Raw genomic sequence first — 481 nt, 5'->3', positions numbered from 1 at the left:
GGTGGGGCCGAGTCGGGTGGCGTACATACCGTGTGCGCCGCCCCAGCGGGCGTCGAAGGCGGGTTGGGTGCTGACGATGACGCCGAGGGCGGCCAGGCGTGGGAGGTGGTCGGTGGTGGTCATCTCGGCGTGTTCGAGGCGGTGGCGGCCGGCGGCGATGCGGGCGAGGCCGATTGTGGTGGCGGCGGCTTCGAGGCCGGTGAGCACGGTGGTGATGGCGGCGTCGCCGATGGCGTGGAAGCCGGTCTGCAGGCCGGCGGCGGTGGCGTCGAGGACGGTGTCGCGGATGGCGTCGGCGTCGAGGTGCAGGGTGCCGTGGGTGTGGGGGTGGTCGGTGTAGGGGGTGTGCAGGGCGGCGGTGTGTGAGCCCAGGGAGCCGTCGACGAAGGCGTCGCCGCCCCAGGCGGTGCCGAGTTCGATGGCGGTGGGCAGGTCGCCGGCCCAGTAGCCGACGATGTCGGGTCCGGTGACGGTGCGGGCG

1 protein-coding gene is annotated in these 481 nt (G+C 74.2%); it reads right to left on the bottom strand.

Features of this window, described 5'->3' with window-relative positions:
• On the bottom strand, positions 1 to 481 hold a 481-nt coding region (locus NBZ85_RS31720), incomplete at both ends, for an amidohydrolase family protein (RefSeq protein WP_261563492.1).

The sequence above is a fragment of the Frankia tisae genome (assembly GCF_025403405.1).
Classification (GTDB): Bacteria; Actinomycetota; Actinomycetes; order Frankiales; family Frankiaceae; genus Frankia; species Frankia tisai.
Note: the sequence above shows the minus strand (reverse complement) of the source record. Positions and strands in the feature narration are given on the sequence as shown.